Origin of the sequence: Pseudomonas canadensis (assembly GCF_030980095.1) — a bacterium.
Lineage (GTDB): Bacteria > Pseudomonadota > Gammaproteobacteria > Pseudomonadales > Pseudomonadaceae > Aquipseudomonas > Aquipseudomonas canadensis.
The window spans coordinates 1428677-1452390 of sequence record NZ_CP133298.1 but is presented as its reverse complement, the minus strand read 5'-3'; the positions used below and the strand labels follow the sequence as shown (position 1 = coordinate 1452390).

The window sequence follows — 23714 nt, the reverse complement described above, 5'->3', positions numbered from 1 at the left end:
CATGGCCCGGATAGAATGGCGAGCCTTCCGTAACACCCCACTCCTACTTTTCTTATCGATGACGCCCATGTCCGAAGCCAGTCCGTGTCTGAATTGCGGTGCCTGCTGTTCACACTTCCGTGTGTCTTTCTTCTGGGGAGAATGCGCCTCGTCGGGGGGCACGGTGCCCGATGACCTGGTGGTACAGATCAACCCCACCCGCGTGGCGATGATCGGCACCGACCAGAAACCGGCGCGCTGCTGCAGCCTTGAAGGTGAAGTAGGCCAAGGCACCCGATGCACGATTTACGAGCAACGCTCCAGTGTGTGCCGCGAGTTCGAGTCCTCCTGGTATGAGGGCGTGCACAACGCCGATTGCGATGCAGCCCGCGCCGCGTTTGGCCTGGCGCCGCTGGAAGCACCGTTCGAACTGGACCTGCCCATCAGCGCTTAGCATCAAACGCTATGGGTGGCATGACAAAATCGTAGACAAGCAAAGTGCCATTACTCCTTGGCGAATTCTCCTACACGTCTACACTCGTCCACATAGGTCATCGCCGTTGGCAGTGACGTGACTCTATGACGGGACATGCTATGGAATGGCTGGGTCTGCATTTTTTTACCGAGCTTCCAGAGAGCGGGCACTTATTACTCAATTGCAGTCATAACCCCTTCCTGGTACTGCTCGCTTATCTGGTCGCGTGCGCGGCGGGTTTCGGCACGCTGGACATGGCCGAACGCGTCGGCCATGTCGAAGACCCTACCGCGCGGCGCCATTGGCGCTGGCTCGGGGCGGGTTGCCTGGCAGGCGGCATCTGGTCCACCCACTTCATCAGCATGTTGGCCTTCCAGGCCCCGATTGCGATCCATTACGAACTGTTCATGACGTTCGCCTCCTTGCTGATCGCACTGATCGCGTCGTTGATCGCCATGCAAACCCTCAGTCACTCCAACCTGCGCTTCCACCAGTACTTACTGGCGTCGGTCTGGATGGGCATCGGCATCGCCCTGATGCATTACGTCGGCATGTCGGCCATGCGTTCCCAGGCCCAGGTGTATTTCGAAACGCGGCTGTTCTTGGCCTCGATCGGCATTGCCATCGGCGCCAGCCTGGCGGCCTTGCTGCTGTCGAGTTACCTGCGCAACGGTGCCGGAGTGTTCCACCAGTTGCTTAAATATGCCGCCAGCCTGGTGCTCGGCGCCGGCATTCTCAGCATGCACTTCACCGGCATGGCCGCCATGCGCCTGATGGTGCCGAACGGGGCGGACCTGTCGCTGCCGCTGGACAACAACCCGATTCAACTGGGCCTGTCGGTCGCCGTTATCACCCTGCTGGTGATCGGCAGCAGCATCAGCGCCGCCTTGGCCGACAAGAAGCTGCAGCACAAGGAACGTGACCTGCGCCGGGTCAATGCGCTGCTCAGCGAACTCGATCAAGCCCGCGCTTCACTGCAACAGGTGGCCCACTACGACGCCTTGACCAGCCTGCTCAACCGCCGGGGTTTCAACCAAATCTTTGCGGAAAAGCTCGCCGAAAAAACCGCCTCCCACGGCATGATGGCGGTGATTTTCCTCGATATCGACCACTTCAAACGCATCAACGACAGCCTCGGGCATGACGCTGGCGACCAATTGCTCACCGTGCTGGCCGGACACATCAAGAGCTCGGTGCGCAGCCACGCCGATGTGGTCGCGCGGTTTGGCGGCGATGAGTTCTGCATCCTGATCAGCATCCACCACCGCGACGAAGCCCGGCACTTGGCCCAGCGCATCATGCAACAGATGAAAGAACCCATCGAGCTGGCCGGCCGGCGCATGGTGATGACCACCAGCATCGGCATCAGCCTGTTCCCCGACGACGGCCTGACTTGCGAAGAGTTGTTGAAAACCGCCGACCTGGCGCTGTATCAGTCCAAGGATGCCGGGCGCAACAGCCTGAACTTCTTCAGCTCCAACCTGAAAACCCGCGCCTTCCTCGAACTGCAACTGGAAGAGGAACTGCGCGGCGCCCTGCGCACCCGTAACCAACTGGTGCTGTTCTATCAACCGATCTTCGACATGAAACTGGGCAAAGTCACGCGGCTGGAAGCCTTGGTGCGCTGGCAACATCCACAGCATGGCTTACTGGCCCCGGACCGCTTTATCGGCATCGCCGAAAGCAACGGCCTGATTGCCGAATTGGACCACTGGGTCCTGCGCCAAGCCTGTCACGACCTGAGCCTGCTGTCTGAACGGGGTTATACCGACCTGACCATGGCGGTGAACTGCTCGGCCCTGAACCTGGCCCGTGATGAGCTGGCGGATGAAATCGAAGACGCGTTGCGCTTCAGCGGGATCGGCGCCAACCGCCTGGAGCTGGAAGTCACCGAAAACGCCCTGATGGGCAATATCAGCAGCACCTTGGCGTTGTTGCGGCAGATCCGCGCGTTGGGCGTGTCGTTGGCCATCGACGACTTCGGCACCGGCTACTCGTCCCTTGCTTACCTCAAGCGCTTGCCACTCAACACGCTGAAGATCGACCGCTCATTTATCCAGGATATTCCCAAGTCCACCGCCGATATCGAGATCGTCCAGGCGGTGATTGGCATGGCCCACACCCTGCACTTGCAGGTGGTGACCGAGGGCGTGGAAACCCAGGCCCAATTCGAGCTACTGCACCAGCATGGCTGCGATTACGTGCAGGGTTATCTGCTCAGCCCGGCGGTACCGGCCAGTGACATCATCGGCGTGATGCAGGGCGTCAACCAGCGCAACCCACTCCCCCCGCCTAGAGGGGCTGGCACCAAGGACGGCAGTTCGCCGCAAGACGCCTCCCCAAACCGTGGCAGCTCCACGTCCATCGTCAGGCCAATTCGCTGACGCCGAATCTTTGGCATTTCGCCATCATCTACCTAAAGAACGCCGACGAACGGCCGATTCATCAGAGTCCGGCCAGGTTTTCCCTGAAAACACTAGGGTTCATCCCACTCGCCCAGGACAAGGACGCACTGTAAAGTCGCGAACTCTCATTCCGTGATGGCTATTTGATACCTTCCAGCCATCCGCCCAGGCACATGGCGCACAATGACTTCTAAAAATAACTCTGCCACCGTGGTATCTGACGTGTTGCTCCCAGCTCCTGCGGACAAGCCCTCAGGTTCAAAGTCATTGAGCACCGCCCGCCCGCTGGCCACCCAGCAATACCTGTACTTCACCGAAACCAATACCGACCGCATCCTCGACAACCTCGACGGCCTGCGCGACATGGTGTTCCCGCGCCCGCCCCACTTGGAAGGCGACAACGATCCGCGCAACGAGCAAGAATTTCCCTCGGTGTGCCTGATCGGCCTGGGCCGTTGTGGTTCGAACATCGCACTCGACGTCGCGGAGCTGGTTTACAACGCACGCAAGTTCTACCTGAACGAATTCAGCAACGAAGACAAATCGCAGGACAAGGGCTACAGCCCGGCCCAGTGGATCCGCAATAACCTGCGCCTGGGCGGCGGCAAGGCCACCAAGCCGGTGTTCCTGGTGGAACCACTGGTGATGCTCGGCGACCTGGACAAGGATATCGCCGGGCGCATCCGTTTCTCGCGCAAGGGCGAAAAAAGCGGCTTCCTGCGCGACTACAGCAAGATGAAAATCATGGACCTGTCCGAAGTCCATGCCGGTGGCGCCGGTAACGCGCCGATCCTCGGCCAGTACCTGGCCAAGATCATCCTCAATAAAGACACCCAGCGTTTTTCCAGCCCTGACTGGAAGATGATCCACTCGTACCTCATCGACTCCTGCGGCATCAAGGCTAACCAGTCGCGCCTGTACTTCTCGATCTTCAGCGCCGGTGGCGGCACCGGCTCAGGCATGGCCTCGGAGTTCGGCCTGGCCCAGCAGCACTCGTACATGAACAAGACGTTCGACACCAAGCCCGCCGACGAGCACGACAGCAAAAGCGGCCATGCCTTTGTGTTCGAACCGATCTTCACCAGCGGTATTTGCGTGCTGCCGAACATCTCCGACCACCGCAGCGAAATGTCCGAGGCGCTGCACATCAACGCCGGGCGCCTGCTGTGCAAATACCTGTCGGAAGAATGGGACTTCTCGTACAACTTCGCCAATGAAGACAGCAGCGAAGCCAGCGTGAAGGGGCGTATCCGGCCGTGGAACGCAATGATGTTGATCTCCAACGACATCATGCGTTATGCCGAAGAAAGCGATGACGGCAATATCCAGAACATTGACGTCAATGCCATGGAAAAACACGCCAACCAGTACATTTCCCAGCAGATCTTCAACATCCTCACGGCCCAGGCCGTGACCACCGACTACGACCAGAACTACTTCCGTCGCGCCGGGATCGACATTGGTGAAACCATTCGCCTGGATGCCAACGACCTGTTCATGAGCCTGGCCGGCCCTGTGGCAATTGCCTATGCCGAGTCCGTCGTCCCGGAAACCCCGGCGCCGTCGAGTGACAAGTTCAAGGTGTTCGAGAAAGAACCGCAACGCCTGAACATCGACGACCTGTTCTTCCGCTCCATCGACCTGCCACACTTCAACAAGGTCACCCAGGCCATCGAAGGCATCAGCCTGCTGCCGATCGAGTCCAAGCGCTACAAGGCGTCGCTGGAGCAGTACAAGAATTCGGGCTACGACGCGGCCGCATTGCACGACCTGCACTTCTTCAAGAACTGCTCGTCGGTGGTGTCGATTGTTTCGTTACCCAAGGACTACAAGCTGTCCTACATGGACCTGAACCGGCTCAAGACCCACCTCAACAGCCTGTTCCCCAACACCACCCTCAAGCGCTATGCCCTGGTGATTGGCGCATCGGCCAACTTGTCGCTGACCACCTTGATCGCCAAGAGCCCATGCCTGTCGGATGATTTCCTCACGCTGATCGTAGCCTTCATCAAGCGCTGCTTTGCGCGCAACCCGTACCGCTTCGATGACACGCTGGACAACTCGATCCTGGACTTCATTATCCACGAGGACTTCGACGAAGACCGTATCGACGAACTGCTCAACGAGTTCGAAAACCCGGCGAAGATCCTCGACACCAACTGGTACGCGATCAAGCCGATGTATGAGAAGAAGTACCGGGAGCTGATCAACGACAAAGACAAGTTCGTTTCGATCAATGACATTCGCCTGTCACGGGATTGCGTGAAGAAGGCGATCAAGTACCTGCGTGAGATTTACCGTCACCGGATTGGCAAGACCAAGGTTATCTCCTTGAACAACCATACCGGCAAGACGGCTTAGACCGAGCCGCGCCCATCGCAGGCAAGCCAGCTCCCACACTTGGAATGCATTTCAAATGTGGGAGCTGGCTTGCCTGCGATGACGGTCTGTATTGCAAAAAATGTATAGCCCTGCCACACCACGAAACAATTCTGCAGCCGTTTAGCCGCCCGCCCAACTGTTCCCGTGACGTGCACGTCACCCTCGGCTGTGACCTTTCTCTACGGCAAGATGCCATCACCGCTTCAGCGGTTACTCCGCTACACACTTCCCTCGGCAAAAAACGCGCACCTTTTTCGTGCGGACTTTTCTCACGCCGCGCTTTCCTGGATCAGAATCCACGGCGAGACCACCACCGCCCACAGGCTCGGATCACGCTCCACCAGGTCCAATGCCCGCGTCGCAGACACTTCGCCAAGGCTACCCGCGGCCAGCCAGGCAGCGACTTTGTCACGGTTGTCCTCGGCCATTCCCTCGGCGGCTTCGATCAAATCCAGGCCGGCGTCGACCCACAATAGGGCACCCTTGGCAAAGAACGGCTCAAGCTCCTTCCAGGATATTTCGGCGGTTTCACCGAGCAGCTTGGCATAGAGGGTGCTAGGTTCTTGCGTCATGGGAATTCACCTGAGTAAAAAACGGCGCAATCATAACGTCGTGGCTCTTGTAGAAAAACCCAGTTGCAAATGAGTTACCGAGAGAAAGTGTCAGGAAAGCCAAGGATTGCCCGAAACTCTGGCATCGCCCCGCCGCAATTCTGTCTTTTTCTTTCATTTAAGCGACACACCTGGGTTTTGCCCCCAGCAGCCAGCTTTTCAAGCGATCAACCGGCGCTCTACACTGTACCGGTACAGTTGCCAGGGCACTGCCGGGGGGATATCCGAGATATCTGATCCGGTTCTGCAGCTCACAAGGCCGCTAGAACTATAAAAAATACAACAGTAAGAGTGGAGCACTATGAATAAGGCTACTAAGCAGATTTCCAAACTGTTTGCCGCTATGGTCCTGGCTGGGGTTGCCGGCCATTCGTTCGCAGCCGACACCATCAAGATCGGTATCGCAGGTCCTAAAACCGGTCCAGTGACGCAATACGGCGACATGCAATTCATGGGTGCCAAACAAGCCATCGCCGACATCAACGCCAAGGGCGGCGTCGACGGCAAGATGCTTGAGGCCAAGGAATACGACGACGCTTGCGATCCTAAACAAGCCGTTGCCGTCGCCAACAAAGTGGTCAACGACGGCGTCAAGTTCGTGGTCGGTCACCTCTGCTCCAGCTCCACTCAACCCGCCTCCGACATCTATGAAGACGAAGGCGTGATCATGATTACCCCGGCTGCCACCAGCCCGGAAATCACCGCCCGTGGCTACAAGCTGATCTTCCGCACCATCGGCCTGGACAGCGCCCAAGGCCCGGCGGCCGGCAACTACATCGCCGACCACGTGAAGCCGAAGATCGTTGCCGTACTGCACGACAAGCAGCAGTACGGTGAAGGCATCGCCACCGCCGTTAAACAGACCCTCGAGAAGAAAGGCACCAAGGTTGCCGTCTTCGAAGGCCTGAACGCCGGCGACAAAGACTTCTCCTCGATCATCCAGAAACTCAAGCAAGCCAACGTCGACTTCGTCTACTACGGCGGCTACCACCCTGAGCTGGGCCTGATCTTGCGCCAAGCCAAGGAAAAAGGCCTGAACGCCAAGTTCATGGGTCCAGAGGGCGTCGGCAACGACTCCATCTCGCAAATCGCCCAGGGCGCATCCGAAGGCCTGCTGGTGACCCTGCCTAAATCCTTCGACACCGACCCGGCCAACAAGGCCATCGTTGAAGAGTTCGCCAAGAACAAGCAGGACCCAACCGGTCCGTTCGTGTTCCCAGCCTACTCGGCCATTGAAGTGATCGCCGGCGGTATTACCGCTGCGAAGAGCGAAGACACCGCCAAAGTGGCAGCCGCCATCCACGCGGGCACCTTCAAGACCCCTACCGGCGACCTGAGCTTCGACGCCAAGGGCGACCTGAAGGACTTCAAATTCGTGGTCTACGAATGGCACTTCGGTAAACCAAAAACCGAAGTTTCCCCTCAGTAAGCCAGGCGTTACTGGTCCAACAAGCCCACTGTGAGAGCAGTGGGCTTTGTTTTACGAGGTTTATGGGCCTGTCACCCGCGATCCGGGCGCTGGCTCACCTGAAAATCTTAAAACCGTCACCAGCGGTTCGCTGGCAAACGCTTTGTGCAACCTGGTCACAGAACAGGGCACAGGCCGGAAATGACTCCACCAGTGAAATGCGTATCGGGTTTTTAGGAGCGCTGTAATGCCTGAGATCTATCATTTTTTCCAACAGCTGGTTAATGGCCTGACCATTGGCAGCACCTATGCCTTGATAGCCATTGGCTACACAATGGTTTACGGCATCATTGGAATGATCAACTTCGCCCATGGCGAGGTGTACATGATTGGTTCCTACGTGGCCTTTATCGCCCTTGCCGGGTTGGCCATGATGGGTATCCACTCCCTGCCGCTGTTGATGACCGCCGCGTTCCTTGCGTCGATCGTCGTGACCAGTGCCTATGGCTACAGCATCGAGCGCGTTGCGTATCGTCCCTTGCGTGGCAGCAACCGTTTGATCCCGCTGATTTCCGCCATCGGCATGTCGATTTTCCTGCAGAACACCGTATTGCTGTCCCAGGACTCCAAGGACAAGTCCATTCCCAACCTGATCCCGGGGAGCATCTCCTTCGGCCCAGGTGGCGCACAAGAAGTGCTGATTTCGTACATGCAGATCCTGGTCTTTGTCGTCACCCTGGTGGCGATGCTCGGCCTGACCCTGTTCATCTCCCGCTCCCGTCTGGGGCGCGCCTGCCGGGCTTGTGCCGAAGACATCAAGATGGCCAACCTGCTGGGCATCAACACCAACAACATTATCGCCCTGACCTTCGTGATCGGCGCCGCATTGGCAGCCGTTGCGGCGGTGCTGCTGAGCATGCAGTACGGCGTGATCAACCCCAACGCCGGTTTCCTGGTAGGCCTCAAGGCCTTTACTGCGGCGGTTTTGGGCGGCATCGGCAGTATCCCGGGCGCGATGCTCGGTGGCCTGGTGCTGGGTGTGGCCGAAGCCTTTGGCGCCGATATCTTCGGCGACCAGTACAAGGACGTCGTGGCGTTCGGCCTGTTGGTTCTGGTGCTGTTGTTCCGTCCGACCGGCATCCTGGGCCGTCCGGAGGTTGAGAAAGTATGAGCAGATATCTTAAATCGGCGTTCTTCAGCGCGCTGTTGGTTTGGGCGGTTGCGTTCCCCGTACTCGGCCTCAAGCTGAGCATTGTCGGCATCAACCTGGAAGTGCATGGCACCGGTCCCGTGACCCTGACCATCATCGCCCTGTGCTCGGTGCTGATGTTCCTGCGTGTGCTGTTCACCCAGCAGGTCGGTGCCTTGTTCAAGGGCAACCGTGGCCCTCTGGTATCGCCTAAGGTCAGTCAATTCCTGACCCTGCCGCGTACCCAGCGCTACATCATCATCGGCCTGATCGTGGCCGCGTTGATCTGGCCGTTCTTCGGCTCACGCGGCGCGGTCGATATTGCCACCCTGATCCTGATCTACGTGTTGCTGGGCCTCGGCCTTAACATCGTGGTCGGCCTGGCCGGCTTGCTCGACCTGGGTTACGTGGGTTTCTACGCCGTAGGTGCCTACACCTACGCGCTGCTCTCGCACTACCTGGGCTGGGGCTTCTGGATCTGCCTGCCCTTGGCGGGCATGGCGGCGGCAACGTTCGGCTTCCTGCTGGGCTTCCCGGTACTGCGCCTGCGCGGTGACTACCTGGCGATCGTGACCCTGGGCTTCGGTGAAATCATCCGACTGTTCCTGCGTAACCTCACGGATATCACCGGCGGCCCCAACGGTATCAGCAGCATCCCCAAGCCGACGTTCTTCGGGCTGACGTTCGACCGTAGCGCCGCAGAAGGCATGCAGACCTTCCACGAGTACTTCGGGATCGACTACAACCCGGTGAGCAAAGTGGTGTTCCTGTACCTGGTGGCACTGCTGCTGGCACTGGCTGCACTGTTCGTGATCAACCGCCTGCTGCGCATGCCGATCGGCCGTGCATGGGAAGCGCTGCGTGAAGATGAAATCGCCTGCCGTGCACTCGGCATGAACCCGACAGTCATCAAGCTTTCGGCCTTCACCCTCGGGGCAACCTTTGCCGGTTTCGCCGGCAGTTTCTTCGCCGCTCGCCAAGGCCTGGTAACGCCGGAGTCGTTCACCTTCATCGAGTCGGCGATTATCCTCGCTATCGTGGTACTGGGTGGCATGGGCTCGCAATTGGGCGTGATCCTGGCAGCAATCGTGATGATCCTGCTGCCGGAATTGATGCGTGAGTTCAGCGAATACCGCATGTTGATGTTCGGCGCCATGATGGTGCTGATGATGATCTGGCGTCCTCAAGGCCTGCTGCCCATGCAACGTCCACACATGGAGCTGCGCAAATGAGCCGCGAGATCCTGAAAGTCGAAAACTTGAGCATGCGCTTCGGCGGCTTGCTGGCGGTCAACGGCGTGGCCCTGACCGTGAAAGAAAAACAGGTGGTTGCGCTGATCGGCCCCAACGGCGCCGGCAAGACCACCGTATTTAACTGCCTCACCGGTTTCTACAAGCCGAGCGGTGGCAGCATCCTGCTGGACGGCCAGCCGATCCAGGGCCTGGCCGGTCACGAGATCGCCCGCAAGGGCGTGGTGCGGACCTTCCAGAACGTGCGGCTGTTCAAGGACATGACGGCGGTCGAAAACCTGCTGATAGCCCAACACCGTCACCTGAACACCAACTTCTTCGCAGGCCTGTTCAAGACCCCGGCGTTCCGCAAGAGCGAGCGCGAGGCCATGGAGTACGCCGAGTACTGGCTGGACAAGGTCAACCTGACCGAGTTTGCCAACCGCCCGGCCGGCACCTTGGCCTACGGTCAGCAACGTCGCCTGGAAATCGCCCGCTGCATGATGACCCGTCCGCGGATCCTCATGCTCGACGAACCAGCCGCCGGCCTGAACCCCAAGGAAACCGAAGACCTCAAGGCGCTGATCAGCGTGTTGCGTGAAGAAAACAACGCCACCGTGCTGTTGATCGAACATGACATGAAACTGGTTATGAGCATTTCCGACCACATCGTGGTGATCAACCAGGGCACACCGTTGGCCAACGGGACGCCGGAGCAGATCCGCGACAATCCTGAAGTGATCAAAGCCTATTTGGGGGAAGCGTAAAATGCTGCAATTCGAAAACGTTTCCACTTTTTACGGCAAGATCCAGGCCCTGCACAGCGTCAACGTCGAAGTGCGCCAGGGTGAGATCGTCACGCTGATCGGCGCCAACGGTGCCGGCAAATCGACCCTGTTGATGACCCTCTGCGGTTCGCCCCAGGCCCACAGCGGCAGCATCCGCTACATGGGTGAAGAACTGGTGGGCCAGCAATCCTCACACATCATGCGCAAGAGCATCGCGGTGGTACCGGAAGGCCGTCGTGTGTTCTCACGCCTGACGGTGGAGGAGAACCTGGCCATGGGTGGGTTCTTCACCGACAAGGGCGATTACCAGGAGCAGATGGACAAGGTGCTGCACCTGTTCCCTCGGCTCAAGGAGCGCTTCAGCCAGCGCGGCGGCACCATGTCCGGCGGCGAGCAGCAAATGCTCGCCATCGGCCGGGCGCTGATGAGCAAACCCAAGCTATTGCTGCTGGATGAACCTTCACTGGGCCTGGCACCGATCATCATCCAGCAGATCTTCGACATCATCGAACAGCTGCGCAAGGACGGTGTGACGGTGTTCCTGGTGGAACAGAACGCCAACCAGGCGCTGAAAATCGCTGACCGTGCCTATGTGCTGGAAAATGGCAGGGTGGTGATGCAAGGCACTGGCGAGCAGTTGCTGACCGATCCGAAGGTGCGTGAGGCATATCTGGGCGGCTAAGGTTTTCTTGCTGAAGGAACCGGCTTGAACAATGTGGGAGTGGGCTTGCTCGCGAATGCGGTGGATCAGTCAACGATGCAGTGACTGACATACCGTATTCGCGAGCAAGCCCGCTCCCACATTTGTTTTGCGTGAAGCGAAATTTTTAATTTTTTTGAAGCCGGTGTAACGAATTCCATCCCCCCCTCTCTAGTGGTACAAGCAGGCATTCAAGCCCGCCAACTCAACCCACTGCTGGAGATACACCATGACTACCAAACTGTCCGCCGCCACCCTCGTCCTGGCCCTCGGTTCCGCCCTGAGCCTGTCGACCCTGGCCACCACCGCCCACGCTGCCGACGACATGCAGAAATGTTTCGGCGTCGCTGAGGCCGGCAAGAACGATTGCGCCGCGGGTGCAGGCACTTCCTGCGCCGGCACCTCAAAAACCAAGGATCAAGCCAACGCCTGGAAACTGGTCCCGGCCGGCACCTGCCTCAAAACCCCAAGCTCCACCTCGCCGACCGGCTTCGGCCAGGAAGCAGCCTTCACCGCCAAGTCCTGAAACCTCGCAAAACCTGAGTACTGATGATGACCCTTACATCCCTGCAAGCCGTCTCCCAGGCTCAGGCGCCCGGCCTCCCCCGTCGGGCCGGGCTGGGGCTCAAGCATGAGCATTTCATGGACGTGCTGGAGACCTTGCCCGACATCGGTTTTTTTGAAGTACACGCCGAAAACTACATGGTGGCCGGCGGCCCGTTTCATCATTACCTGGGGTTGATCCGAGAGCAGTACCCGCTGTCCTTGCACGGCGTGGGCCTGTCCATCGGCGGCGATGGCCCGCTGGACCGTGCGCACCTGGCACGGTTGGCCGCGCTGATCGAACGCTATCAACCCCACTCTTTTTCCGAACACCTGGCCTGGTCAAGCCACGGCCCGGTGTTCCTCAATGACCTGCTGCCCCTGGCCTACGACAGCGCGACCCTGCAACGGGTATGCGAACACGTTGACCAGGTGCAGAGCACCCTCAAGCGCCCCATGCTGCTGGAAAATCCGTCGACTTATCTGCAATTCCAGCGCTCAACCCAGGACGAGACTGACTTCATCAGCGAAATCATTCGCCGCACTGGCTGTGGTTTGCTGCTGGATGTAAACAACGTTTACGTGTCGTGCATCAACCATCAACGCGATCCACTTGCCTACATCGACGCGTTGCCATTGCACGCGGTGGGCGAGATTCATCTGGCCGGTTTTGCCGAAGACACTGACAGCCTCGGTGATCGCTTGCTGATCGATGATCACGGCGCACCTATCGATAACGCCGTGTGGCAGCTGTACGAAAAAGTACTGGCGCAGGTCGGCTCGGTAGCAACCCTGATCGAGCGGGATAACCAGGTGCCGGCGTTTGGCGTACTGCTGGCCGAGGCTCAACGGGCTGACTGGCATCTGTCGCAGGTGAACCCATGAGCCTGCATGACGATTTCGCCGAGGCATTATTGGCGCCGGACCTGGCCTGTCCCGATGGCCTGTTCAGCAGCAATGGTGCCGACCCCGCCAGCCGCTTCGTGGTGTATCGCAACAATGTGCACAGCTCGTTGATCAACGCGCTGGCAACGGCTTATCCGGTGACATTGCAACTGGTGGGCGAAAAGTTCTTCCGAGCGATGGCCGGCCTGTTTGTACAGGTTTGCCCACCCACCACCCCGTTGATCAGCGAGTACGGCAGTGCGTTCGCGGCGTTTATCCAGGATTTCGAGCCTGCCGCCAGCGTGCCCTACCTGGCCGATGTCGCGCGCCTGGAACGCTTGCGCGTACGGGCCTATCACGCAGCGGATACCCCGCCGATGGACCAGCAGACGGTTCTCCAAGCGCTGCAAGGCCAGACAGACCTGGGGACATTGCGCCTGCAACTGCATCCCTCCCTCGCCACTTTGACTTCAGCCTATGCGGTGGTATCCATCTGGGCCGCGCACCAGGCCGAGGGCGGCTTGGCCACTCTGAATCCCTGGCACGCCCAGGGTGCGCTGGTCATGCGTCGGGGCCTGGAGGTTCAGGTGTTAGCGATCGACCACGGCTCAGTCACGTTTATCGACAGCCTGGCCCAGGGCACGCCTTTGGAAAAAGCCGTGGAGCAGACGCTTGAAACGTCCGCCGAGTTTGACCTGCACCAATGCCTGACGCTGCTGATAAACCACAGCGCCATCACTCATTTGCATCCAGAACAAAAGGTGTCGCCATGAATACTCGTCCGTCGTGCCTGATCAACCGGGTCATCGCGCTTTTCGAACACATCCCTTACAGCCTGATCGCTTTTCTCGCGCGCTTTTCCATCGCCGCGGTGTTCTGGAAATCCGGGCAAACCAAAGTCGAAGGCTTCGCGATTGATTTGATCAGCGGCACCTTCCAATTCGGCGAACCCAAATTGGCGGCCTCGACATTGCCGTTGTTTCGCAGCGAATACCACGTGCCGTTGCTGTCACCGGAAATCGCGGCGCACATGGCGGCATTTGCCGAGCATTTTTTCCCGGTGTTGATTCTGGTGGGCTTCGCTACACGCTTCTCAGCCTTGGCCCTCATCGGTATGACCCTGGTGATCCAGTTGTTCGTCTACCCGGACGCCTACCCGACTCATGGCATCTGGATCGCGTTGCTATTGCTGCTCGTGGCCAAAGGGCCGGGACGTCTGTCCATCGATCACCTGATCGCCCGTCGCTGCGCTTAAAGCCGATCCAGCGCCTCGCCGCTACGCTTGAACCAATCCACCAGGTAATCGGCCAACACCTGGGTGCGGCGCGGCAAACCACCCTGATAGGGATGCACCAGGTACATCGGCATGCTCCGTGTCTGATAATCGCGCAGGAGCCAGCGCAAGCGGCCGTCAGCCAATTCTGCAGGAAGCACATAGGACGGCAGCCGCGCGATACCGGCGCCCACCAGCGCGGCCTTTTTCAGCAGGTTGTAGTGGTTTGAGGCAAACGTGCCGCTGACCCGCACCCGCAGCAACTCGTGCTGCTGGTGGTACAGCCACTCTTCACGCCCGCTGTAATGGCTGTTGAGCAGGCAAGTGTGCGTGGCCAGGTCGGCCGGGGTCTGTGGCTCGCCATGTTGTTCAAGGTACGCCGGGCTGGCGCATGTCATCTCATGCCAGGCCAGCAGCGGCTTGGCCACCAGGCGCTCGTTTTCAATCGCGCCTGAGCGTACCCCCAAATCAAAACCATCCCGCGCCAGATCGCGATAACTGTTGTTGAGCTCCAACTCGATCTGCACCTGCGGGTACTGCTTGGAAAACTCCAGCAACAACCCGTCGAAGAATGTCTCGCCCAACGACACCGGCACCGTCATGCGCACCGGTCCGGCCAGGTCGTCCTTGAGCCGCGCCAATGCCTGTCGGGCGCGATCCACCTGCACCACCAATGCCTGGGCCTGGGGCAGCAACGCCGCACCCGCGGCTGTCAGGCTGAGTTTGCGCGTGGTGCGGTGCAGCAAGACCACGGAAAACCGCGCTTCCAACTGGCTGATCCGCTTGGACAACTGCCCTTTGCTGCAGCCCAGTTGCTCAGCAGCCACGGTGAAACTGCCGGCCTCGATCAGCACGGCAAACGCCGCCAGGTCATCCATCTCACTCATGGATTGTTTCCATTTGAAAACCAAAGGTTGCCTATTAGCGCGTTTATCCGCAGAAAAAGCCACTCTAGACTGAACCCTCACTTACCCCCTGGAGGAACAGCACCATGAAAATCCTATTGATTGGCGCCAGCGGCACAGTCGGCTCGGCGGTCAAGGCAGAACTGGCTCAGCGTCACGACGTGATCAGCATCGGCCGCAACAGCGGCGACTTCCAGGTGGATATCAGCGACAGCGCGTCGATCCGCACACTGTTCGAGCAGACAGGCAAGTTCGATGCCCTGGTCTGCGCAGCAGGTAGCGTGAACTTCGTACCGTTGGGCGACATGAGCGAAAGCGACTTCGAACTGGGCCTGCGTGACAAGCTGATGGGCCAGGTCAACCTGCTGCTGATCGGCCGCGAATACGCCAACGATGGCGCCTCGTTCACCTTCACCAGTGGCATTCTGAACCGCGACCCGATCCGCACCGGCGCCTCGGCGGCACTGGTCAATGGCGCGCTGGATGCCTTCGTCAAAGCGGCGGCAATCGAGTTGCCACGTGGCCTGCGTATCAACTCGGTGAGTCCGACGGTCCTGTTGGAAGCCATGGACAGCTACGCGCCGTACTTCCGTGGCTACAAACCGGCGCCAGGCGCCGATGTGGCGTTGGCCTACGCAAAAAGCGTGGAGGGCCTGCAAACCGGTCAGACCTTTATCGTGGGGTGATCAGGCTGCCTGTCAGAATTGCCTGAACCTCGCGGGCAGGGTTGTGGTACGGCGCAGGCCTGCGTAACGTGGCGGCACTTGTCTGGAGACTCGATGATGCGTGCCGCCCATACCCTTGCTCTACTTGCCTTGCTTCCCCTGTTTGGCGCCTGCCAGATGTTCGATAACGCTCCGGCCAAGCCTTCTACGGCCGGGCTGACCCGCATGCAGGGCGAGCTCACGGCGATCGGCGGCAAACTGCTGTTCCAGCCGTGTGGCGACAAACGCAGCTATGTAGTCAAAGACACCGGCGGCACCAGCATCCTGCAGGAAGCGGCTTCGCTTGCCGGCGAGCAAGGCGCGTTGTTTGCCGACCTGCGTGGCCAGTTCTCCGGGGTTGCCAGCGGCACCGAGGGCAGCGTCGACCTGCAACAACTTTACCGCGTCGAGCGCTCGACTTCGGCCTGCAACGACCCGGACTTCAAACGCATGATCCTGCGCGCCAACGGCCACAAACCGACCTGGGTGATGAACGTCACCGCCAAGGGCCTGGTGCTGGAACGCGAAGGCCAGCCGCCATTGGCGGTGCCTTATGTGGAAGAGCAAATCGGCGATGGCCGCTTCAACCTGATGACCGAAGCCAATAATCAACACGTGGAATTGTGGGTCGCCCCGCAGCGTTGCGTCGACCCGGTCAGCGGCAGCCTACAACACATGACCGCCGAGCTGCGCGTCAACGGGCAGGTGCAGCGCGGTTGTGCGTCGTTCGGCGGCTCGCGCGACGACTGACGCCACGCCGTGCTGTTTTAACATGACGGGAAACCACCATTGGGGCTTATAATCGCCGGTTTGCAAAACAGCCGGCCTCCGAGCCCGCCGCCTACCGGATCCTGTCATGTTACGAATCACCGAACTCAAGCTGCCCATCGACCATCCCGAAGAAGACCTGCGGCCCGCCATCGTGCAGCGCTTGGGCATCGCCAGTGATGACTTGCTCGATTTCACCCTGTTCAAGCGTAGCTACGACGCCCGCAAGAAATCCTCGGAGCTGTGCTTCATCTACACCATCGACTTGAACGTGAAGGGTGAAGCCGCCCTGCTGCTCAAGTTTGCCGATGACCGCAACGTCAACCCGGCGCCGGATGTCAGCTACAAAGTCGTGGGCCAGGCGCCGGAAGGCCTGACGCAGCGTCCAATCGTAGTGGGTTTCGGCCCGTGCGGGATCTTCGCCGGCTTGTTGTTGGCGCAGATGGGCTTCAAGCCGATCATTCTCGAACGCGGCAAGGAAGTGCGCCAGCGCACCAAGGACACCTGGGGCCTGTGGCGCAAAAGCGTGCTCAACCCCGAGTCCAACGTGCAGTTCGGTGAGGGCGGCGCCGGGACCTTTTCCGACGGCAAGCTGTACAGCCAGATCAAGGACCCGAAATTCCACGGCCGCAAAGTCCTGCACGAATTCGTCAAGGCCGGTGCGCCGGAAGAAATCCTCTACGTCAGCAAGCCGCACATCGGTACGTTCCGCCTGACCGGCGTGGTAGAGAACATGCGCGAGCAAATCATCGCCCTGGGCGGTGAAGTTCGCTTCGAGCAGCGCGTAACCGACGTGCTGATCGAAGACGGCCAGTTGAACGGCGTCGTCGTCGATGGCGGCGAGCAGATCCTGTCCAAGCATGTGATCCTGGCACTGGGCCACAGCGCCCGCGACACCTTCCGTATGCTCCACGGCCGTGGTGTGTACATGGAAGCCAAGCCGTTTTCGGTGGGTTTCCGTATCGAGCACCCACAATCCTTGATCGACGCCGCGCGACTGGGCAAATACGCCGGCCACCCAAAACTTGGCGCCGCCGACTACAAGCTGGTGCACCACGCCAAGAACGGCCGCTCGGTCTACAGCTTCTGCATGTGCCCAGGCGGCACCGTGGTCGCGGCGACTTCCGAGCCGGGCCGTGTCGTCACCAACGGCATGAGCCAGTACTCGCGTAACGAGCGCAATGCCAACTCCGGCATCGTGGTCGGTATCACGCCTGAGGTGGATTACCCGGGTGGCCCGCTGGCGGGTATCGAGCTACAGGAGCGCCTGGAATCCCACGCTTATGTCCTCGGCGGCAGCAACTACGAGGCGCCGGCGCAACTGGTGGGTGACTTCATCGCCGGCAAGCCGTCCACGGCGATCGGCAGCGTGGAACCGTCTTATAAGCCTGGCGTATCCCTGGGCGACTTGGCGCTGGCTTTGCCCGATTTTGCCATCGAAGCGATCCGTGAAGCCTTGCCGGCATTCGAGAAGCAGATCAAGGGCTACTCGCTGCACGACGCCGTGTTGACCGGTATTGAAACGCGCACCTCGTCGCCGCTACGAATTACCCGTAACGAATCGATGCAGAGCCTGAACGTGAAAGGCCTGTTCCCGGCCGGTGAAGGTGCCGGTTATGCCGGAGGGATTCTGTCGGCAGGCGTGGATGGGATTCGGATTGCCGAGGCGTTGGCACGGGATATGTTGGGCATCGAGGCCTGACACCTTCCCTTGGAGGAGCCCGGCTTGCCGGCGACGGCGATCTTGAGGACGCTATCGCCGGCAAGCCCGCTCCCCCACTGGTTTTTGCCGGGTGTCAGATATTCGCGCGCAGGATGCTGTCCGGCAACGGCTCGCCCCGCTCGACACTGGCCGCAACGGCCGCAATCAAGTCCTCCAACCCGTAACCCTGCGCTGCCAACCAGGCCTGATCGTAGTAAGTCGTGGCATAGCGTTCACCGCCATCACACAAGATCGCCACGATCGAACCCGATTCCCCCGCCGCTTTCATCTGCTGCGCTGCCACTAAAGCGCCAACCAGGTTGGTCCCGCTGGAACCACCGACCCGCCGCCCCAAGCGCTCGGCCAGGTAGTGCATGGCCGCCAGCGACAGCGCATCCGGCACCTTGACCATCGCATCGATTACCTTGGGCAGAAACGATGCCTCAACCCGTGGTCGGCCAATACCTTCGATGCGTGAACCGCAGTCCAGGCGCAAGCTGGCGTCGCCGCTCTGATAGAAATCAAAGAACACTGAACGCTCGGCATCGGCACACAATACGCGGGTGCAGTGCTGGCGATAGCGCACATAACGACCAAGGGTCGCGGTCGTGCCGCCAGTGCCGGGGCTGGAGATCAACCAGCTCGGTTCCGGATGCTGCTCGAAGCGCATCTGCTGGAAGATCGACTCAGCGATGTTGTTATTTGCCCGCCAGTCGGTGGCGCGCTCGGCATAGGTGAACTGGTCCATGAAGTGACCGCCACTTTCCCGCGCCAGACGTTCGGATTCGGCGTAGATCTGCGTGGGATCTTGTACCAGGTGGCTTTTGCCGCCGTAGAAGGCAATCTGCGCGATTTTCTCCTGGGAGGTGGTAGCCGGCATCACCGCGATAAACGGCAAACCGAGCAAGCGCGCGAAGTAGGCTTCGGAAATCGCTGTCGAGCCACTGGACGCCTCGATCACCGGCGCGCCCGGCTTGAGCCAGCCATTGCACAACGCGTACAAAAACAGCGAACGCGCCAACCGATGTTTCAGGCTACCGGTGGGGTGGCTGGACTCGTCCTTGAAGTACAACTCGATACCCGGCAACCCCGGTAGCGGCAAGGGAATCAGGTGCGTGTCGGCGCTGCGCTGGAAGTCTGCTTCAATGATACGAATGGCTTCGCGTGCCCAGGGTCGTTGATCGCTCATGGAGAGTTTCTCTAAAGGTGTAAGCCCTGATTTTAGGGGGTTTCCTACGCCTCACACAGATACAGTGCCGACTCAATCGGACACACAATTGCTAGGCTTAGGCACAACGTCATGCCAAACAGCTGCTTATAACAAATAAGAATATAACTTTTGTTTTAACAACTAACCGTACGGGTTAGGGTACCCACCTATTGAATCTGGATTGGAGAGCATCCCTTGCCTCTGCGTAGCACTTTTACCCGTTTCTTCCAGCTGGAAGCCGCCAGCGGTCTGTTGTTGATCGCGGCTGCCGCCCTGGCGTTGATCATCAACAATTCACCTTTGTCGCACTTGTACGCTGCGTTTCTCGACGTACCGGTGGTGGCCCAGATCGGCGCGTTGAAAATCGCCAAACCGGCCTTGCTGTGGATCAACGATGGCCTGATGGCCCTGTTCTTCCTGCTGATCGGCCTGGAGGTCAAACGTGAATTGCTCGACGGCCACCTGTCCAAGCCCTCGCAAGTGGTGCTGCCAGGCGCGGCGGCTATCGGCGGCATGGTCGTGCCGGCGCTGATCTACTGGGCGATCAACAAGGATTACCCCGCCGCACTCTCCGGCTGGGCGATCCCCATGGCCACCGACATCGCCTTCGCATTGGGCGTGCTGGCCTTGCTGGGCAAGCGTGTGCCGGTGTCGCTGAAACTGTTCCTGATGACCCTGGCAATCATTGACGACCTGGGCGCGATCATCGTCATCGCGGTGTTCTACTCCGCCGACCTGTCCGGCGCTGCACTGGCGGGCGCGGGTGCCTGCTTGATTGCCTTGATTGCCATGAACCGCCTGGGCGTAATCAAGCTCGGGCCGTACCTGATCATTGGACTGATCCTGTGGGTGTGCGTACTCAAGAGTGGTGTTCACGCGACGCTGGCCGGTGTGACGTTGGCCTTCTGCATCCCGATGCGCACCAAAAACGCCGAACCCTCGCCACTGCTCACACTGGAACATGCGCTGCACCCGTGGGTGGCCTACGGCATCTTGCCGCTGTTTGCCTTCGCCAACGCCGGCGTATCCTTGACTGGTGTCAGCCTGGAAAGCTTCACCCATCACGTGCCCATGGGCATCGCCGCTGGCCTGCTGATCGGCAAGACCGTGGGTGTGTTTGGCCTCACCTGGTTGGCGATCAAGACCGGCCTTGCCGCCCTGCCCAGCGGCGCGAACTGGGGCCAGGTGTTTGGCGTGGCGATCCTGTGTGGCATCGGCTTTACCATGAGCCTGTTTGTCGGTTCGCTGGCATTTGTGCCGGGTGCCAGTGAGTTTGCCGGTGAGGACCGGATGGGGATTTTGACGGGATCGATTCTGGCGGCGTGTATTGGTTATGCGGTGACGGCGATGGCGAGTCGTAAGAAGGCCACGCTTCAGGGTTGAACTGACAGACCGAAAACCAAAAAGCCGCCTCGGATTGACCGAGGCGGCTCCACTCCTCAGACCTTACAGGTCATCGAAGCTGTCTCGCAGGAACTTCCATACGTGATAAGCACGCAGGCAGTTCACTACGAGGTTCCACATACGCCGTGCAAACTTCGACATACTCGGCCCCATTACTTTGGGCCTACCTCCAGCACACTTACCGGAACACGTGGCCTTTGGATGCAGGTCAATGCATCTTTGAGTCGCATCCCCAGCCGATAGTTGGGGATGCAATAAAAAACCGCCCTACTAAGGCGGTTTTTTATTGCCTGCGTTTTTTGCTTTTAACCTGGCCGCCGCCCATAAAACGAAAACCCCAACCAGTCACCCGGTTGGGGTTTTGTGTTTCTACAACCCGCGCTTAGCGAGTAACGCGACTGGTACCATCAACGGTCATGATGCGCACGCGGTCACCAATGCGGAAGATTTCATTCTCCTGCACGGCTTGCACGTAGGCGCGCATGCTGCCGTCGTCTTCGCGAACGGTGATTTCCACACCCTGGGTGCGGGTCAGGCCTTCTTCGGTGGCCGAACCCAACAGGCCGCCAGCAACAGCACCGATCACGGCGGTCACGATGCTGCCACGGCCGCCGCCGATGGCACTGCCGCCAACGCCGCCAATGACTGCGCCAGCAGCGCCACCAATTGGGGTCTTGGTGCCTTCGATTTTCACCGGACGCAGGGATTCGATGGTCCCCATGCGCACGGTCTGTACACGACGCGCTTCGTCACGGGAGTACGAGTCGCCGGTCAGACTCGAGGCGCAGCCACCCAGCAGCAACGACAGGGTGGTAAAGCAGGCAACCAGTAAAACGGACTTACGCATAGCATCAACTCCAAAGGACAGGTGGTCATTAAACGCTGCAGCTTGACGCCTGTCACGGCAAGCACCGCAGAAAATTGCTTTCATTCAGCCTCAGTACAGACTGCCCGCACCAGAAAAATCGACGAACGGTAGCACTTAACGTCCAACCAGGATCTTCATGGATTACTTCATCATTGTAGTCACAACCCTTGCCGGCCTGTATTTCCATGGCTGGCTGTACCTGCGCATCAGGCGCTGGGTGGATCGCGATCTGGCGCTTTCCCTGGCGGGCAATGATGCGCACAAGCGTGCCTTCATGCTCAGGCAGCTGGAAAAGGCCCGCAACTTGAAAATCAAACGGTCCGACCTACCGCATTGGCTGAAGAATGCCGCGCAGCAGTACACGCCCGAAGCCTCTGGTGTAGAGACTTCAGGGTGACGGGCAACATTCAGGTGAAGTGACGAAAGGTGCAGCTCAGGGTGCCAAGCGCTCGCGCGCCCAATCGGCCCCTTGCAGGCGATAGTTCAGCCGGTCGTGCAAGCGGCTGGCACGACCTTGCCAGAACTCGATGCGCTCCGGCAGCAAGCGGTAGCCACCCCAATGCTCGGGGCAGTCGGGCTGGGTATCGCTGAAACGCTGTTCGGTGGCCTTGAGCAGGTCCTGCAGCTCTTCGCGGTCGCGGATGACCTGGCTCTGCGGAGACGCCCAGGCGCCCAGGCGGCTGCCCAGCGGGCGGACCTGATAATAAGCGTCCGACTCTTCAGCCGTGACCTTCACCACCCGCCCTTCGATACGCACTTGGCGCTCCAAGGTCGGCCAGAAGAAGGTCATGGCCGCAAACGGCCGCGCCGCGAGCTGCTGGCCCTTGGCACTCTGATAGTTGGTGAAGAAGGTAAAGCCCTGCGCATCCAGCCCCTTGAGCAACAGGATGCGGCAGTGCGGACGACCATCCTGGTCGACGGTGGCCAAGGTCATGGCATTGGCTTCCACCGGTGGCTGCTCGGTTTTCACCGCGTCAGCAAACCACTGATGGAACAAGGCAAACGGCTCGCTCGGGGCCTGGGCCTCGCTCAAACCATCCCGTGTGTAGTCACGGCGCATATCGGCCAGTGCCTGGGTCATGCGGCTTTATCCTTGTGGTTCAGCGGATCAGTTTTTTGCCTGGTCGTTGGCCGGGGCTGCAGCCTTGGCTTTGGCCGGTGCTGGCTTTTTGGCAGCAGGCTTGGCCGGGGCTTTTTTGGCGGCTGGCTTGGCAGCGGCTTTCTTGGCGGCTGGCGCCTTTTTAGCGGCGGCTTTGGCCGCTGGGGCCGGTGCCGGAACGTCCTGCACTGCAACCATCTCGGCGACAGGCGGGGTTTTGCCCGACTGATATTTGCTCAACAGCGCCAGCATGGTGGTGCGCTGAGTGAACATGATTTCCATACGACGGTTCAGGGCACGGCCCTGGTTGCTGTCGTTGGCGGCACGTGGCATCAGGTCGCCCATGCCACGCAGCATCAGACGGTCCTGCTTCAGGCCGCTGAGGCTGAAGATCGACGCGATGGATTGTGCACGTTCCTTGGTCAGCGCCTGGCTGGCTGGGGCGGTGCCCGTTGCGTCGACGTGGCCCAGTACCAGTACGGCGGTCTTCGGATCGGCTTCAACGGCCTTGGCGACGCGGGTGAACGGACCCAGGGTGACCGGCAGCAACATGGCTGGGCGTTTCGGGTTGTAGGAACCGTCTACCGGCGCGATCACGACGAGCACGTTGTCACGACGTTCCAGTTGCAGGTTGCTGTCCTTGATGGCGGCGCGCAGGCGTGGCTCATAGTCATCCAACCAGGCCTGAGTGATTTTCGGGTCAGGCATCGGCACGTTGGTCACGTCGACCTTGGCCAATGGCTTGGGTTTGCTTTCGAACGGCCACCACCATTTGGTTTCGGTGTCGTTCTTGGCGACGGCTGGAGTGGCGGCAGGTGCGGGCTCGGCGGCCTTGAGGTCGGCTTTCAGGTCGGCCTTGGCATCGGCGGCCTTTTCGTCGGCAGTCTTGGACGAGAACGGCCACCAGCTGGAGCCGGTGTCAGCCTTGGCGGCTGGGGCGGCAGCGGCGGCTACCGGGGCGGCAGGCTTGGCGCCGGCAGCGGGCTTGGTGTCCGGTTTAGCCTCCGGCTTGGCATCGGTTTGGGTCACTGCGTCCTTGGTCGCGGCCTTATCAGATCCAAATGACCACCAATGCCCGCCCTCGGCATCATTTTGTGGAGTTTGTGCGCAGCCGGTAATAGTGAGGCATAGCGCCAGTGCCAAGGACTTGTTCGATAACATGAGATATCCACAAAATGAGAAAAGAA

The 23714-nt window shown here is 59.8% G+C and carries 23 protein-coding genes; 17 read left to right on the top strand and 6 right to left on the bottom strand.

Translation table 11 applies throughout. The features are described from left to right. The first annotated feature begins 67 nt into the window (after window positions 1-67). The 3 genes from RB216_RS06620 to RB216_RS06610 all read left to right on the top strand — a co-directional run bounded on the left by RB216_RS06620 (window position 68) and on the right by RB216_RS06610 (window position 5220). Entirely contained in the window at window positions 68-433 is a 366-nt protein-coding gene (locus RB216_RS06620) for a YkgJ family cysteine cluster protein (RefSeq protein ID WP_016975074.1), read from the top strand. 140 nt (window positions 434-573) lie between these two features. Then, on the top strand, window positions 574-2838 hold the full coding sequence (locus tag RB216_RS06615; RefSeq protein ID WP_122686376.1) for a putative bifunctional diguanylate cyclase/phosphodiesterase: 2265 nt from the start codon (window positions 574-576) through the stop codon (window positions 2836-2838). Between the two features lie 204 nt (window positions 2839-3042). After that, the gene (locus RB216_RS06610; protein WP_068935521.1) at window positions 3043-5220 is read left to right on the top strand and encodes a hypothetical protein; all 2178 of its coding nucleotides are present in this window, start codon (window positions 3043-3045) and stop codon (window positions 5218-5220) included. A 290-nt stretch (window positions 5221-5510) separates the two neighbouring features. Here RB216_RS06610 and RB216_RS06605 read toward each other — a convergent pair whose 3' ends face one another. Further along, the gene (locus RB216_RS06605; RefSeq protein ID WP_308908447.1) at window positions 5511-5813 is read right to left on the bottom strand and encodes a DUF2288 domain-containing protein; all 303 of its coding nucleotides are present in this window, start codon (window positions 5811-5813) and stop codon (window positions 5511-5513) included. A gap of 340 nt (window positions 5814-6153) precedes the next feature. Between RB216_RS06605 and RB216_RS06600 the strand changes: the two genes are divergently transcribed. The 9 genes from RB216_RS06600 to RB216_RS06560 all read left to right on the top strand — a co-directional run bounded on the left by RB216_RS06600 (window position 6154) and on the right by RB216_RS06560 (window position 13849). Next, entirely contained in the window at window positions 6154-7281 is a 1128-nt protein-coding gene (locus RB216_RS06600; protein ID WP_028619258.1) for a branched-chain amino acid ABC transporter substrate-binding protein, read from the top strand. A gap of 226 nt (window positions 7282-7507) precedes the next feature. Further along, complete coding sequence (gene livH, locus RB216_RS06595; RefSeq protein ID WP_028619257.1) at window positions 7508-8431, top strand: high-affinity branched-chain amino acid ABC transporter permease LivH; 924 nt, start codon at window positions 7508-7510, stop codon at window positions 8429-8431. After that, window positions 8428-9681 (top strand): high-affinity branched-chain amino acid ABC transporter permease LivM, encoded by a 1254-nt coding sequence (locus RB216_RS06590; protein ID WP_028619256.1) that lies wholly within the window; start codon window positions 8428-8430, stop codon window positions 9679-9681. The genes livH and RB216_RS06590 overlap by 4 nt, the downstream gene beginning before the upstream one ends. Next, a complete protein-coding gene (gene livG / locus RB216_RS06585; RefSeq protein ID WP_010212365.1) occupies window positions 9678-10445 on the top strand; it encodes a high-affinity branched-chain amino acid ABC transporter ATP-binding protein LivG in 768 nt (255 codons plus the stop codon). The genes RB216_RS06590 and livG overlap by 4 nt, the downstream gene beginning before the upstream one ends. 1 nt (window position 10446) lies before the next feature. Beyond that, window positions 10447-11148, top strand: a complete 702-nt coding sequence (locus tag RB216_RS06580; RefSeq protein ID WP_017844798.1) for an ABC transporter ATP-binding protein — start codon at window positions 10447-10449, stop codon at window positions 11146-11148. 247 nt (window positions 11149-11395) lie between these two features. Further along, window positions 11396-11692 carry a BufA1 family periplasmic bufferin-type metallophore gene (locus tag RB216_RS06575; RefSeq protein WP_010212367.1) on the top strand — a complete coding sequence of 99 codons (297 nt, stop codon included), beginning with the start codon at window positions 11396-11398 and terminating at the stop codon, window positions 11690-11692. Between the two features lie 23 nt (window positions 11693-11715). After that, complete coding sequence (bufB, locus tag RB216_RS06570; RefSeq protein ID WP_308908446.1) at window positions 11716-12594, top strand: MNIO family bufferin maturase; 879 nt, start codon at window positions 11716-11718, stop codon at window positions 12592-12594. Beyond that, entirely contained in the window at window positions 12591-13367 is a 777-nt protein-coding gene (locus tag RB216_RS06565) for an HvfC/BufC N-terminal domain-containing protein (protein WP_308908445.1), read from the top strand. The genes bufB and RB216_RS06565 overlap by 4 nt, the downstream gene beginning before the upstream one ends. Beyond that, entirely contained in the window at window positions 13364-13849 is a 486-nt protein-coding gene (locus RB216_RS06560; protein WP_308908444.1) for a DoxX family protein, read from the top strand. The genes RB216_RS06565 and RB216_RS06560 overlap by 4 nt, the downstream gene beginning before the upstream one ends. On the opposite strand, the gene RB216_RS06555 is transcribed toward RB216_RS06560, so the two are convergent. After that, window positions 13846-14754 (bottom strand): LysR family transcriptional regulator, encoded by a 909-nt coding sequence (locus RB216_RS06555; protein WP_028619252.1) that lies wholly within the window; start codon window positions 14752-14754, stop codon window positions 13846-13848. The genes RB216_RS06560 and RB216_RS06555 overlap by 4 nt on opposite strands. A 104-nt stretch (window positions 14755-14858) precedes the next feature. Between RB216_RS06555 and RB216_RS06550 the strand changes: the two genes are divergently transcribed. The 3 genes from RB216_RS06550 (at window position 14859) to RB216_RS06540 (ending at window position 17946) form a co-directional block, all read left to right on the top strand. Next, entirely contained in the window at window positions 14859-15458 is a 600-nt protein-coding gene (locus RB216_RS06550) for a short chain dehydrogenase (protein ID WP_028619251.1), read from the top strand. A gap of 96 nt (window positions 15459-15554) precedes the next feature. Next, entirely contained in the window at window positions 15555-16226 is a 672-nt protein-coding gene (locus RB216_RS06545; RefSeq protein ID WP_308908442.1) for a COG3650 family protein, read from the top strand. A gap of 106 nt (window positions 16227-16332) precedes the next feature. Continuing rightward, window positions 16333-17946, top strand: coding sequence for an NAD(P)/FAD-dependent oxidoreductase (locus tag RB216_RS06540; protein ID WP_028619249.1), 1614 nt, complete (start codon window positions 16333-16335; stop codon window positions 17944-17946). A 94-nt stretch (window positions 17947-18040) separates the two neighbouring features. On the opposite strand, the gene RB216_RS06535 is transcribed toward RB216_RS06540, so the two are convergent. Continuing rightward, window positions 18041-19135, bottom strand: a complete 1095-nt coding sequence (locus RB216_RS06535) for a PLP-dependent cysteine synthase family protein (RefSeq protein ID WP_122686368.1) — start codon at window positions 19133-19135, stop codon at window positions 18041-18043. A gap of 216 nt (window positions 19136-19351) precedes the next feature. Here RB216_RS06535 and nhaA point away from each other — a divergent pair, with 216 nt between their 5' ends. Further along, the gene (gene nhaA / locus RB216_RS06530) at window positions 19352-20539 is read left to right on the top strand and encodes a Na+/H+ antiporter NhaA (protein ID WP_028619247.1); all 1188 of its coding nucleotides are present in this window, start codon (window positions 19352-19354) and stop codon (window positions 20537-20539) included. A gap of 403 nt (window positions 20540-20942) precedes the next feature. Here nhaA and RB216_RS06525 read toward each other — a convergent pair whose 3' ends face one another. After that, entirely contained in the window at window positions 20943-21407 is a 465-nt protein-coding gene (locus tag RB216_RS06525) for an outer membrane lipoprotein (RefSeq protein WP_003189251.1), read from the bottom strand. Window positions 21408-21564: 157 nt separating this feature from the next. Between RB216_RS06525 and RB216_RS06520 the strand changes: the two genes are divergently transcribed. Next, complete coding sequence (locus RB216_RS06520; RefSeq protein WP_028619246.1) at window positions 21565-21825, top strand: hypothetical protein; 261 nt, start codon at window positions 21565-21567, stop codon at window positions 21823-21825. 36 nt (window positions 21826-21861) lie between these two features. On the opposite strand, the gene pdxH is transcribed toward RB216_RS06520, so the two are convergent. Next, the gene (gene pdxH / locus RB216_RS06515; RefSeq protein ID WP_028619245.1) at window positions 21862-22509 is read right to left on the bottom strand and encodes a pyridoxamine 5'-phosphate oxidase; all 648 of its coding nucleotides are present in this window, start codon (window positions 22507-22509) and stop codon (window positions 21862-21864) included. Between the two features lie 27 nt (window positions 22510-22536). Next, on the bottom strand, window positions 22537-23688 hold the full coding sequence (locus tag RB216_RS06510; RefSeq protein ID WP_028619244.1) for an OmpA family protein: 1152 nt from the start codon (window positions 23686-23688) through the stop codon (window positions 22537-22539). Window positions 23689-23714 lie beyond the last annotated feature (26 nt).

What these genes read in the sequence shown, in the direction of transcription:
- RB216_RS06620 (WP_016975074.1), top strand. Translation starts at nt 68, where the DNA reads ATGTCCGAAGCCAGTCCGTGTCTGAATTGCGGTGCCTGCTGTTCACAC.
- RB216_RS06615 (WP_122686376.1), top strand. Translation starts at nt 574, where the DNA reads ATGGAATGGCTGGGTCTGCATTTTTTTACCGAGCTTCCAGAGAGCGGG.
- RB216_RS06610 (WP_068935521.1), top strand. Translation starts at nt 3,043, where the DNA reads ATGACTTCTAAAAATAACTCTGCCACCGTGGTATCTGACGTGTTGCTC.
- RB216_RS06605 (WP_308908447.1), bottom strand. Translation starts at nt 5,813, where the DNA reads ATGACGCAAGAACCTAGCACCCTCTATGCCAAGCTGCTCGGTGAAACC.
- RB216_RS06600 (WP_028619258.1), top strand. Translation starts at nt 6,154, where the DNA reads ATGAATAAGGCTACTAAGCAGATTTCCAAACTGTTTGCCGCTATGGTC.
- livH (WP_028619257.1), top strand. Translation starts at nt 7,508, where the DNA reads ATGCCTGAGATCTATCATTTTTTCCAACAGCTGGTTAATGGCCTGACC.
- RB216_RS06590 (WP_028619256.1), top strand. Translation starts at nt 8,428, where the DNA reads ATGAGCAGATATCTTAAATCGGCGTTCTTCAGCGCGCTGTTGGTTTGG.
- livG (WP_010212365.1), top strand. Translation starts at nt 9,678, where the DNA reads ATGAGCCGCGAGATCCTGAAAGTCGAAAACTTGAGCATGCGCTTCGGC.
- RB216_RS06580 (WP_017844798.1), top strand. Translation starts at nt 10,447, where the DNA reads ATGCTGCAATTCGAAAACGTTTCCACTTTTTACGGCAAGATCCAGGCC.
- RB216_RS06575 (WP_010212367.1), top strand. Translation starts at nt 11,396, where the DNA reads ATGACTACCAAACTGTCCGCCGCCACCCTCGTCCTGGCCCTCGGTTCC.
- bufB (WP_308908446.1), top strand. Translation starts at nt 11,716, where the DNA reads ATGATGACCCTTACATCCCTGCAAGCCGTCTCCCAGGCTCAGGCGCCC.
- RB216_RS06565 (WP_308908445.1), top strand. Translation starts at nt 12,591, where the DNA reads ATGAGCCTGCATGACGATTTCGCCGAGGCATTATTGGCGCCGGACCTG.
- RB216_RS06560 (WP_308908444.1), top strand. Translation starts at nt 13,364, where the DNA reads ATGAATACTCGTCCGTCGTGCCTGATCAACCGGGTCATCGCGCTTTTC.
- RB216_RS06555 (WP_028619252.1), bottom strand. Translation starts at nt 14,754, where the DNA reads ATGAGTGAGATGGATGACCTGGCGGCGTTTGCCGTGCTGATCGAGGCC.
- RB216_RS06550 (WP_028619251.1), top strand. Translation starts at nt 14,859, where the DNA reads ATGAAAATCCTATTGATTGGCGCCAGCGGCACAGTCGGCTCGGCGGTC.
- RB216_RS06545 (WP_308908442.1), top strand. Translation starts at nt 15,555, where the DNA reads ATGCGTGCCGCCCATACCCTTGCTCTACTTGCCTTGCTTCCCCTGTTT.
- RB216_RS06540 (WP_028619249.1), top strand. Translation starts at nt 16,333, where the DNA reads ATGTTACGAATCACCGAACTCAAGCTGCCCATCGACCATCCCGAAGAA.
- RB216_RS06535 (WP_122686368.1), bottom strand. Translation starts at nt 19,135, where the DNA reads ATGAGCGATCAACGACCCTGGGCACGCGAAGCCATTCGTATCATTGAA.
- RB216_RS06525 (WP_003189251.1), bottom strand. Translation starts at nt 21,407, where the DNA reads ATGCGTAAGTCCGTTTTACTGGTTGCCTGCTTTACCACCCTGTCGTTG.
- RB216_RS06520 (WP_028619246.1), top strand. Translation starts at nt 21,565, where the DNA reads ATGGATTACTTCATCATTGTAGTCACAACCCTTGCCGGCCTGTATTTC.
- pdxH (WP_028619245.1), bottom strand. Translation starts at nt 22,509, where the DNA reads ATGACCCAGGCACTGGCCGATATGCGCCGTGACTACACACGGGATGGT.
- RB216_RS06510 (WP_028619244.1), bottom strand. Translation starts at nt 23,688, where the DNA reads ATGTTATCGAACAAGTCCTTGGCACTGGCGCTATGCCTCACTATTACC.